This window comes from Chitinophaga sp. 22308 (genome assembly GCF_052045305.1).
GTDB classification, from domain to species: Bacteria; Bacteroidota; Bacteroidia; order Chitinophagales; family Chitinophagaceae; genus Chitinophaga; species Chitinophaga varians_A.
Genome location: NZ_JBQEOP010000004.1, coordinates 193343 through 205858 on the forward strand (window position 1 = coordinate 193343; position 12516 = coordinate 205858).

6 protein-coding genes are annotated in these 12516 nt (G+C 48.5%); 5 read left to right on the forward strand and 1 reads right to left on the reverse strand.

All coding sequences use genetic code 11. The annotated features are described in order from the left end of the window. Positions 1 to 130 precede the first annotated feature (130 nt). The 4 genes from ACTJJS_RS16880 (at position 131) to ACTJJS_RS16895 (ending at position 8368) form a co-directional block, all read left to right on the forward strand. Entirely contained in the window at positions 131 to 3331 is a 3201-nt protein-coding gene (locus ACTJJS_RS16880) for a SusC/RagA family TonB-linked outer membrane protein (RefSeq protein ID WP_440664554.1), read from the forward strand. 31 nt (positions 3332 to 3362) lie between these two features. Beyond that, positions 3363 to 5174, forward strand: a complete 1812-nt coding sequence (locus ACTJJS_RS16885) for a RagB/SusD family nutrient uptake outer membrane protein (protein ID WP_440664555.1) — start codon at positions 3363 to 3365, stop codon at positions 5172 to 5174. A 22-nt stretch (positions 5175 to 5196) separates the two neighbouring features. Then, on the forward strand, positions 5197 to 6120 hold the full coding sequence (locus tag ACTJJS_RS16890; RefSeq protein ID WP_440664556.1) for an endonuclease/exonuclease/phosphatase family protein: 924 nt from the start codon (positions 5197 to 5199) through the stop codon (positions 6118 to 6120). A 64-nt stretch (positions 6121 to 6184) separates the two neighbouring features. Then, complete coding sequence (locus tag ACTJJS_RS16895) at positions 6185 to 8368, forward strand: GH92 family glycosyl hydrolase (RefSeq protein WP_440664557.1); 2184 nt, start codon at positions 6185 to 6187, stop codon at positions 8366 to 8368. Between the two features lie 65 nt (positions 8369 to 8433). Here ACTJJS_RS16895 and ACTJJS_RS16900 read toward each other — a convergent pair whose 3' ends face one another. Continuing rightward, positions 8434 to 8898 (reverse strand): PepSY-like domain-containing protein, encoded by a 465-nt coding sequence (locus ACTJJS_RS16900; protein ID WP_168870513.1) that lies wholly within the window; start codon positions 8896 to 8898, stop codon positions 8434 to 8436. Between the two features lie 260 nt (positions 8899 to 9158). Between ACTJJS_RS16900 and ileS the strand changes: the two genes are divergently transcribed. Then, a complete protein-coding gene (gene ileS, locus ACTJJS_RS16905) occupies positions 9159 to 12485 on the forward strand; it encodes an isoleucine--tRNA ligase (RefSeq protein ID WP_440664558.1) in 3327 nt (1108 codons plus the stop codon). The last annotated feature ends 31 nt before the right edge of the window (positions 12486 to 12516 follow it).

Sequence of the window (12516 nt, forward strand, 5' to 3'; positions counted from 1 at the left end):
ATAATTTAATCGCTGCTTTTTTTCTGTTAATAACGGCCCGTTAATCCCTAATTAATCCGCCTGTTAACCCGCTCTTTCTTACTTGCAGCGTGATAATTAACTCCTGTTCATCAAATTACAGAATGTCACCATGAAAAGATGGTTATACATGCTATTGCTGTTGTCTTATGCTTACGGCAGTTCGGCACAAACCCTTCCGCTGAAGGGAAGGGTGCTGGATGAAAGTGGGCAGCCATTGCCGGGTGTAACGGTAAAAGTGCTGGGCACCTCGTCCGGTACCAGTACCAACCCGCAAGGCGATTTTTCATTAAATGCCCCGGCCGGCTCCCGGCTGATTTTCAGTTTCGTCGGTTATCGCCCGGATACTGTGACGACAGGCAATCAAACCTTTATTCAGGTTGCACTGAAAACCAATGTGTCCTCCCTGAGTGATGTGGTGGTAGTGGGCTATGGCACCCAGAAAAAAGTAAACCTGACAGGTGCTGTTACCCAGGTATCCGCCAAAGCACTGGAAAACCGTCCGTTGCCTAACCTGAGCCAGGGACTGCAGGGCGTAGTGCCCAACCTGAACCTCGTGCCCGGCGATGGTAAGCCCACACAGGCCCCGGCCTATAACGTCCGCGGTATCACTTCCATCGGACAGGGGGGAAACGCACTGGTACTGATCGATGGCGTGGAAGGCGACCCGAGCATGCTCAATCCTGCTGATGTGACCAGCGTTACTGTCCTTAAAGACGCGGCTTCTGCCGCTATCTATGGTGCGCGTGGCGCCTTCGGCGTGGTACTGTTCACCACCAAAACGCCGGCAAAAGACAAATTAAGCGTTACCTACTCCACCAACTACTCCCTGAAAAAACCTACTACAGTACCTAATGTAGTGACGGACGGTTATGAATACGCTAAAAACTTCAATGAGGCCTGGACTGCCTGGAATGATTATTCCCAGGTGCCCCAGAATATCAATAAAACACAACCTTTCTCACAGGCCTATCTGGCCGCGCTGAAAGAACGTGCTGAAAATCCCGGCCTGCCCAAGACTATCGTCAATGCTGCGGGCAACTATGAATATTATGGTAATACCGACTGGTATGGCTTATTGTATAAAAACCACACCAGCGCTGCAGAACATAACCTCTCCGTTTCGGGTAGCAGCGGTAAAGCCAGTTATTATATTACCGGCAGGTATTATGGGCAGGACGGACTGTTCCGTTTTAATTCTGATGATTACAAGATGTACAACCTGCGTGCAAAAGGAAATATTCAGCTGTTCCCTTTTCTGAACATCTACAACAGCACCGAGTTTTCCAGCAGGGACTACCACAATCCGCTCAACGTGGGCGAAGGCGGCGGCATCTGGCGTAACCTGGCAGATGAAGGCCATCCGTCTTCCATGCTCTTCAATCCTGATGGCACCCTCACCTACACAGCTGCCTATACGGTAGGCGATTTCTTCTACGGCAAAAATGGTGTAGACCTCAACAAGCAGGTGTTCAGAAATACGACCGGATTTTCAGCAGACATCTATAAAGACAAGCTGCGACTGAAAGGCGACTTCACCGTGCAGAACACTGCCGATAACCAGAAGCGTTTACGCGTTCCAGTTCCCTATAGCAATGCGCCGGGAGCTATCGCTTATGTAGGTCTTGGTTATAATGATCTCATGATGAGCAATTATAACACGCTTTACCTGGCCTCTAATATTTATACAGAATATGAAACCCGCTTTGGCACCGACCATTATTTCAAGGCAATGGCTGGTTTCAACTACGAGCAGTCTACCTATAAAGGTTTTTCCACTACCCGCAACGGCCTCGTGTACAGCGATGCCAAAGACCTGAACCTGGCACTGGGCACCAATATCGCCACCGCCGGCGGTTATGAGCGCTGGGCTATTATGGGTGAATTTTTCCGGTTGAACTATTCCTATAAAGACCGTTACCTGCTGGAAGTCAACGGCCGCTACGACGGCTCGTCCAAATTTCCTTCCAGCCAGCGGTATGCTTTCTTCCCTTCTGTTTCCGGTGGCTGGCGCCTTTCCAAAGAAGGCTTCTGGCATATTCCGGAAACAGCGGTTTCTGATCTGAAAATCAGAGGGTCTTACGGTTCCCTTGGTAATGGTAATATCAAGTCATATGCTTTTCAGGAGAAGCTGGAGATCAAACAATCCGGCAGAGTAATCAATGGCGTGCGCCCGCAACAAACCTCACAGCCGGTGGTATTGCCTGATGGCCTCACCTGGGAAACGTCCACAACGCGCAACCTCGGCCTGGACCTCGCCGCACTGAACAGCCGCCTCACTTTTACGGGTGACGTATATACGCGGATTACTAAAAACATGTTTACCGTTGGCCAGACATTGCCTGCCGTTTTTGGTACGGATGTGCCCAAAGGCAACTATGCCGATCTTAAAACCAACGGATGGGAAATAGCCCTCGGCTGGCGCGATCAGTTCAACGTGGCCTCCAAACCGCTGCACTACAGCGTTAACGCCACACTGGCCGATTACAGCGCCACCATCACCAAATACAATAATACCAACAATAAACTGACCGACTGGTATGCCGGTAAGAAAGTGGGTGAAATATGGGGTTATGTAAATGATGGCTACTGGACCAAAGACAATGTGGCCGCAGCTGCCAAGGCACAAGCGCTTTTTAAAGCTTCCAACTCCGGCCAGTGGCTGCCTGGTGATATCAGATTCAAAGACCTCAACGGCGACGGTATCATTAACAACGGCGCCAATACCTTAAGCGATCATGGTGACCTTACCATCATCGGCGACTCGCTGCCGCACTACACCTATGGCATCAACCTCAGCGCCGACTGGAACAATATCTTCTTCAGTGTTTTCTTCCAGGGTGTTGGAAAACAAGACTGGTGGCCCGGTGCAGAGTCAGATGTTTTCTGGGGACAGTACAACAGACCTTACAACTATATGCCTAAATCCCAGATCGGCAACATCTGGTCTGAAGATAATCAGGATGCTTACTTCCCGCGCTACCGTGGTTATGTGGCCCAGAATGGCGCCGGCGAGCTGAAAGCACAACAATCAAAGTACCTGCAGAATGTGGCTTATATCCGTCTGAAAAATATACAGATCGGCTACAATCTGCCCAAGGCGCTGATTTCAAGGGCGAAGCTCAATGCCGCAAGAGTATTCCTCTCTGCTGAAAACCTCTGGTCCTGGTCGCCGATGTACCGCATCACCCGTGACCTCGATGTGGAAAGCATTGGCCGCTCCGACACTGTCACCGATTCCGGCAACTCCGGTAACGGGAACAACTATCCCATCCTCAAAAGTTTCACGCTGGGAATTAGTGTCACGCTTTGATCATCATTGCTAAACGAAAAAAGGATAAACTATGCAACAATATAAAAACGCACTTTCCAAAAGGCTTACATGGCTGGGGATAGTGCTGACGGCCTGGGTGCTTACCGGAAGTTGCTCCAAAAACCTGGACCAGGCGCCGGTAGATACTGCTACTAAAGACGCCATCTTCGGCAGTGAAGATGGAATGAAGCTTTATTCCAACTCCTTCTACGATGTGTTGCCTGGCATCAACGATATCTATAAGACGGATAATATGGCAGACTACAGCGCTGTCAATGCCGTCCCTGATTTCCTGCGTCAGGGAGCTTACACCTCCAGAACGGCTACTGGCTGGGACTGGAAGAACCTGCGCAACATCAACTATTTCATCGCCAACTGCAATAACCCAAAGGTGCCGCAGGCTGTGAGAAACAATTACGTCGGACTGGCCCGCTTCTTCCGCGCGTGGTTTTATTTCGACAAGGTAAAACGTTTCGGTGATGTGCCCTGGATTGGAAAGCCGTTTGAAGTGAACGATAACAACCTGTATGCCGGCCGTGACCCGCGGACCCTCATTATGGACTCTGTGGTGGCTGATCTGGACTTCGCTGCCGCCAACATCACACTGGCCAATGATCCTACCTGCAGCCAGATCACCAGAAATGTGGTGCTCGGGTTTAAGTCAAGAGTATGCCTGTTTGAAGGTACTTTCCGCAGGTATCAAACTTCCTACAACCTGATGGCGACGGCGCCTGACTGGCTGAAAGCTGCTGCTGCCGCTGCAAAAAACGTTATGGACAGCAAGGCGTTTTCCCTGAACCAGGGTGGCGGCGTTGCCCAGTCCTATCGTCAGCTGTTTATCAGCAATGCGCCGGTGGCGGCCGAGATCATGCTGGCCAATATCGCCAGCGCCAGCCTCGGCGTATTCAACGATGCCAACTGGTGGTATACCAGCTCTACCTATGGCGCCCGCCTGAGCTTTACACGGAAATTCATCAATACATATCTGAATATCGATGGTACGCCGTTTACCAATACTGACCGGTACGATACCCTGCCTTTCTTCAAAGAAACACAGAACCGCGATAAACGTTTGCAGCAAACTATTCGTATGAGCGGCTATACCAGGACCAGCAACGGGGCTACCATCGCTGCGCCTCCGGTATTTTCGTACGTGTATACAGGTTATATGCCTATCAAGTGGAGCCTGGATGACACCTTTTATGACAACGGCGGCAATAATACGAACGCTATCACTCTGATGCGTTATGCCGAAATACTGCTCAACTATGCAGAGGCACAAGCTGAACTGGGGCTGCTCTCAGATGATGACTGGAGCAAAACGGTAGGTGCGTTGCGCGCCCGCGCCGGCATCAATAGCGGTACTGCCGCAAAGCCGGTTATCGTGGACGCCTATATGAAAAACAACTACTTCCCTGAAATCACTGACCCAGCCCTGATGGAGATCAGAAGGGAAAGAGGTATCGAGCTGGTGCTGGAAGGCTTCCGCTTCTATGATCTGGTAAGGTGGAAAAAAGGCGAGCTGCTGGCCCAGTCCTGGAACGGTATGTATGTGCCTGCCCTTGATGTGCCGATGGACCTCAACGGCGATGGCGTAAATGATGTGTGTTTCTACAAAACATTACCGGCTAACCAGCAGAAAGGCGTCACCTATATCAACGTGTCTCCCGTCGCCAATAATGTGACAAACCCGCAGCAGCTTGCCAATGGCAACTCCGGTGAAATTCACTGGCTGGACAATGTGCCGAAGGAGTGGAAAGATTACAAGTATCTTTATCCGGTACCCTACACAGACCTTCAGCTGAATCCCAAACTGGGACAAAATCCTGGATGGGTGGAATAATTGACCATTTAAAAAAACGCTCATGAAAAAAGTTGTTTGCCTGCTCTTTGCAGGGTTGTTGTGGTTGTCAAATACGGTAACGGGCCAACGAATTAATGTGGCCACTTATAATATGCGCAACGATAACAACAAGGAAGATTCTCTGCATGGAAATGGCTGGGGACAAAGATTCCCGGTTATAGCTTCCATGATCAGGTTTCACGATTTTGATATTTTCGGAACACAGGAATGCCTGTACCATCAGTTGGTAAATATCAAAGACAGCCTACCAGGATTTGATTTTATCGGCATTGGCCGTGATGACGGAAAACAGGGCGGCGAACATTCCGCAATCTTCTACAAAACCGGTCGCTTTCAGTTGCTGCACCATGGCGATTTCTGGTTGTCGACCATTACCGACAAGCCTAATAAGGGGTGGGACGCTGTATTGCCCAGAATATGCTCCTGGGGCGAGTTTAAAGATAGGTCCACAGGTTTTGTGTTTTATTTCTTTAACCTCCATATGGACCATGTTGGCGTGGTGGCCCGTGCGGAAAGTGCCAAACTGGTGCTGGCAAAGGTGAAGGAGATTGCAGGCGACAAACCGGCGTTGCTGACGGGAGACTTCAATGTGGACCAGCATAGCGAGTCCTATGGTGTCATCCAAAATTCCGGTGTAATGAAAGATGCCTATGAGATAACAGCGATACGTTATGCATTGAACGGTACATTCAATTCATTTAAGGCAGATAGCAAAACTGACAGTCGTATTGATCACATCTTCCTGACAAAACAGTTTAAGGTAAGCCGTTATGGCATACTGACAGACAGCTATCGCAGCAAACGTCCTGAAGAGCAGGCTGCGGACGCCGCTAATTTTCCAAAAGAAGTGAAGCTTTCGAAATACATAGCCAGAGAGCCTTCCGATCATTTTCCGGTAATGGCCGTGCTGGAATACGGCAAATGACCCGCTTTAACTGTTATAACGGGCCCGCCTACACGGCGGGCCCTGTTTGTATAACCGGCAACTTATGCAAAAGCAATTGTTTTTTTTGTCGCTGGTAGCCTTGTCTTTCCTTGTCGGCTGTGAAACGCCGCCGGAAGAATATATGGACCCCGCTATAGGCAATGTATCTACGTTATTACAACCCACCCGGCCGGTTATGCAATTGCCCAACGAGATGGTCCGCGTATATCCGTTGAGGAGAGATTATACCGATGATCAGATTACTGGTTTTCCTTTGCAGGTGGCGTCGCATCATGAGGGGGCGCTATTTATCATGAAGCCGTCTTCCCGCCCGTTATCTCCCGCCGAATGGCAACGCCGCTGTACCTATGATCCTGTGTTGGAGGTGATACGTCCCTGGTATTACAGCACTGTGCTTATAGAAGACAGTATCCGTGTGGAGTTTGCACCTGGTAGTAAAACCGGTGTTTACCGGTTTACATTTCCCCAGGATGCTGATCGAAAATTATTGTTTGCTACTCCCCTGAATTTTTCGGGGAATACTTTTACTGCCAGGACAATTTTTCATGCAGATGTTCCGGTGTACGTATATGGCAGATTTAATACAGCCATAACGGCAGGCTTCGTTTCGGATAGCTTGTATTTCGTACGGTTTCCGGAAAGAAACGAACATGCGGTTGTAATGCAATACGCTGTTTCCTATGTCAGTGCAGAACAGGCCAAACAAAATTTTCAGCAGGAAATGGCTGGCCGTGATATGGCCGCTGTGATGGCGGAAGGCCGGCGCCGCTGGCATGAAGTGGCCAGCCAAATTCAGGTGGAAGGTGGAACACAGGCGCAGCGCAGGTCATTTTACACCGCGCTGTATCGTTGTCATGAACGGATGGTGAATATCACGGAAGATACGCTTTACTATAGCGGTTACAATAAAAAAGTCAATGTGGCCCGTCGTCCTTTTTATGTAGATGACGCCACCTGGGATACTTACCAGGCGCTGCATCCTTTGCGCATGGTACTGCATCCGGAGCAGGAAGAGGATATGCTGGACGCTTATGTGACCATGTATGAACAAAGTGGCTGGATGCCTGCATTTCCACGGCTGTATGGAGATCATCCCTGTATGAATGGTTTTCACAGCACCATTATTTTTTTGGATGCCTTACGCAAAGGATTAAAAATACCACGGTTGGCAGTCGCCTATGAAGGCATGAAAAAAAATGCGATGGAAGCAACGATGCTGCCCTGGCGTAATGGCCACAGTGGACCACTCGACAGCTTTTACCAGGCAAAGGGTTATTATCCGGCCTTGCGTCCCGGCGATACAGAAGCAGTGGCAGCGGTACACCCGTTTGAAAAACGCCAGGCAGTGGCCGTCACTTTAGGGCACAGTTATGACGACTGGGCATTATCACAACTGTCAGGTGAACTGCATCTTTATGACGATAGTCTTTTGTTTGCCGCACGCGCAGAAAATTTCCGGCGGTTGTGGCATGACAGCGCCCGTTTTTTTCTTCCGAAAGACAGCGCAGGGCGCTGGATTGGCATTGATCCCGCGTGGGATGGCGGCCCAGGTGGCCGTGACTACTATGATGAGAATAATGGCTGGACTTATCTCTGGGCAGTGCAGCATAACATCCCGGCATTGGTCCGGCTGATGGGAGGAGAAAAGGCTTTTGAAAAAAGGCTGGACGAGTTGTTCCATACTGTGCCAGCGATGCCACGGTATATGTTCTGGCATCGCTTTCCGGACGCTACCGGATTAGTGGGACAGTTTTCCATGGGTAATGAACCGGGATTTCACATTCCTTACCTGTACAATTACGTAGGGGCGGCATGGAAAACACAGCGGCGGGTGCGTATGTTGCTGGACCTGTGGTTTAAGGACAATGTTTTTGGCATTCCCGGAGATGAAGATGGTGGCGGGATGAGTGCGTTTGTTGTGTTTTCGTCTTTAGGCTTTTATCCGGTCACGGCTGGAGTGCCTGTTTATGCCATTGGAAGCCCGGTGTTCAGCAAGGCCAGTATCCGGTTACCGGGAGGTAAGCGGTTCACGATTGTAGCGCGTCATTGTTCAGTGAAGAATCAATACATTCAGAAAGCCTGGTTAAACGGGGAAATGTTGTATGCGCCTTTTTTCACGCATCAGCAGCTGATGGACGGCGGCACGTTGTTACTGGAGATGGGGCCGTTGCCAGAGAAGCGCTGGGGTGCAAGTATTCATGCGCTTCGTTGCAATGATGGAAAATGAAAAACCCCGCCCAAAAGAGCAGGGTCTGTCCTATTTATCCCTATACCTATGAAATACGTGTTTAATTATTCAGTGACGGTGCCTGCTTCGTTCAACAACACTGCTTTATCTGCACCATTGTCCTGAATGTTTACTTTGTAGTAAGCAGCTACATCTGCTCTCTCAATTTTCCAGCCATCTTTTATGGTGGCTGCCGGATATTTTGATTTCAGTGTACCAGCCACTGATTCCGGCAGGGTCTGTGCGTCGTATGCGCTTCTGGTGGCAATCCATTTGCCGTCGGCGTCATACTCTGCAAGAGTCTGTATGTTGTCTTTGTGGAAACTTACGCTCCAGTGGCCAGCACTTGTCTTAGTCCACTTGGCGTCTGTAGTTCCGGCAAAGGTTTGATCAAAAGAACTTTTAACCGCTGCGGGTGCTTCCACCTTTTTAGCAACTGTTTTTGCTTTCTTAACTGATTTTTTTTGCTGTGCAAAAGTTGTGCCGGAAGTGATCAATACTGCACAAAAAATTAACGTCAACTTTTTCATAAATCAAGATATGGTTTATCCGCGTTGGGTTAAAATTACTGACTTAGGTTTTTCTAATTCTTCCTGGCAAAGAGCTAAAACAATGCCAAAAACGTAAAATAAATACTCTTTATTGTAAATTACTAAGAAATTTACGAAAAAAATTTCAAAACCCCCGTTTTTGGAAAAGTTGCCCCTTTAGGTGCCATCGTATTTTCTTAACTTCGCACAATTTTAATCAATTATTGTCTAAATAACATCAAAGGGCGGGGAATTGTTTTATGTCCAGCAAATATCAGGAATATAACCAGCTGAATTTACCTCAGATAGAGAAAGATATATTACAGCAATGGGAGCTTCACCAGGCTTTTGAGAAAAGCGTGGAAGTACGGGATGGCGCTACGCCATTTGTATTTTATGAAGGCCCTCCCAGTGCTAATGGTTTGCCAGGTATTCACCATGTGATTTCACGTACCCTGAAAGATCTGGTGTGCCGTTATAAGACCATGAAAGGGTTCCAGGTGAAACGCAAGGGCGGATGGGATACCCATGGCCTGCCGGTGGAACTGGGCGTGGAAAAGACCCTGGGAATTACCAAAGAAGACATTGGTAAAAAAATCTCTGTTGCGGATTATAACGAGACCTGCCGTAAAGAAGTACTGAAATATAAAGACAAGTGGGATGACCTTACCCTGAAGATGGGCTATTGGGTGGATCTGAAAGACCCTTATATCACGTTTGACAACAAATACATCGAATCCCTCTGGTGGAGTTTACAGACACTGTACAAAAAAGGCCTGTTATACAAAAGTGTAAGCATCCAGCCCTACTCTCCTGCTGCAGGGACCGGCCTCAGCTCCCATGAACTGAACCAGCCCGGAACTTACAAAGATGTGAAGGACACCACGGTGGTAGCTATGTTCAAGGCAAAAAACGCGGAAAACTCCAAATTCCTGTTTGATGCTGCTGGTTCAGAAGAGGTTTTCTTCCTGGCCTGGACCACCACACCCTGGACGTTGCCTTCCAACCTCGGTCTTACCGTTGGCGCCAATATTCAGTATGTACTGGTGAGCACTTTCAACCAGTATACCCATCTGCCGGTAAATGTAGTGATGGCAAAAGACCTGTTGGGTAAATATTTCAAGGCAGAAGGCGAAAACGCTGACTTTGACGCTTATAAAGAAGGCGATAAGATTATCCCCTGGAAAATATTGGCCAGCTTTAAAGGCAGCCAGCTGGAAAATATCCGCTACGAGCAACTGCTGCCCTATACGCAGCCGGAAGAAGGTGATCCGTTCCGTGTGATCATCGGCGACTTTGTGACCACTGAAGACGGTACCGGTATCGTGCATACCGCCCCTGCTTTTGGTGCGGACGATAACCGCGTTGGTAAAAAATACGGTATCGGCATCCTGACGCTGGTGGACCGCGAAGGAAAATTTACCGACAACGTAGGAGAATTTTCCGGCAGATATGTAAAAAATTACAAAGACGACCCGGATTACAAAGATGTGGACGTGGATATCGCGGTGAAGCTGAAGAAAGAAAACCGGGCCTTCAAAGTTGAAAAATACGAGCATACCTATCCTCACTGCTGGCGTACTGACAAGCCGGTATTGTACTACCCGCTGGATGCCTGGTTCATCAAAACCACAGCGCTGAAAGACCGGATGGTAGAGCTGAACAAGACCATCAACTGGAAACCGGCCTTTACCGGTACTGGTCGTTTCGGCAACTGGCTGGAGAACATGGTGGACTGGAACCTAAGCCGCAGCCGCTATTGGGGCACGCCATTGCCCATATGGCGCACGGAAGACGGTAGTGAAGAAATATGCATTGGCGGTATTGAGGAACTGAATGCTGAAATCCGGAAAGCAAATGAAGTGCTGGGCGGTGACGTAAACAAGTCCTATCTGCATGAAGGTATCCTCGATCTGCATAAACCCTATGTGGACGATATCGTGCTGGTAAGCCCTTCAGGCAAACCAATGCGCCGGGAACCGGACCTGATAGACGTTTGGTTTGACAGTGGCGCCATGCCTTACGCACAGTGGCATTATCCGTTTGAAAACAAGGAACTGCTGGACAAAGGGGAAGCATTCCCTGCTGATTTCATTGCGGAAGGAGTGGACCAGACCCGTGGCTGGTTCTACACCCTGCACGCCCTTGGGGTGATGTTGTTTGATAGTGTTGCGTATAAAACAGTGGTTTCCAATGGTTTAGTACTGGATAAGAACGGGCAGAAGATGAGTAAACGCCTGGGCAACGTCGTGAATCCGTTTGAAACAATTGAGCAATATGGTGCAGACGCCACCCGCTGGTACCTGATCACCAACGCTTCTCCCTGGGACAGCCTCAAATTTGACGTAAAAGGCATCGGAGAAGCGCAACGCAAGCTCTTCGGTACGTTATACAATACATATAACTTCTTCGCTATGTATGCCAATCTTGATAAGTTTACATACAAGGAAGCATACATACCCTTACAGGAGCGTCCGGAAATTGACCGCTGGATCATCTCTGTACTGAATTCCCTCATCAGGGACGTGACCAGTTCCTTTGATGACTATGAGCCTACCCAGGCGGGCAGGGCTATTGAATCCTTTGTGGACGAACACCTGAGCAACTGGTACGTGCGTTTGTGCCGTCGCCGGTTCTGGAAGGGAGATTATGGCCATGACAAAATCAGTGCTTACCAGACATTGTACGAATGTTTGGAAAAAATTACACAATTGATGGCCCCGGTTTCCCCATTCTTCACAGACTGGATGTTTAACAACCTGAACCGTGTAAGTGGACGCTTTAATACGCAATCCATTCACCATACTGATTTCCCCGTGTCTGATGCCGCTGCCATTGACAGCGATCTGGAAGAAAGAATGCAGTTGGCCCAGGATATTTCCTCACTGGTATTATCCTTGCGTAAGAAGGTGAACATCAAGGTAAGGCAACCTCTTCAAAAGATCCTGATACCTGTGTCCGGTAATCATATGAAAGACCAGGTGGAAAAAGTGGAAGATCTTATAAAAAGTGAGGTAAATGTCAAAGGGATTGATTATCTTACCGAAACGGGAGGTTTTATCAAGAAAAAGATTAAACCGAACTTTAAGTCGCTCGGTAGCAAAATGGGCGCGAAGATGAAAACCGTAGCTGCAGCCATTGGCGCGTTCACGGATACAGATATTGCTACCATCGAGCGCGACGGCCATTTCAACCTGGCTGTTGAAGGCGAGCAATTGCAGATACAACTCTCTGATGTTGAAATAATTTCCGAAGATATTCCTGGATGGACAGTCGCGAATAAAGGTGCTTTAACGGTAGCGCTGGATATTACTATTACTGACCAGTTACAGGACGAAGGAAATGCGCGCGAGCTGGTAAATCGTATACAGAAAATCCGGAAGGACAGTGGTTTTGAACTGACTGACAGAATTGACGTTACGGTAGAGAGCGTAGACTCGCTCAAATCGGCGATTATAAACTATAATGACTATATTTGCACGGAAATTTTGGCAGATAGCTTGGATTTAGTGGAGCAATTACAGGGCGGAACAGAAATAGAGGTGAATGACCTTAAATTTAATGTATTAGTTAACAAAAAAAGCTAATCCCCCATGGCAACAAAAAAGAAGGTTGCTA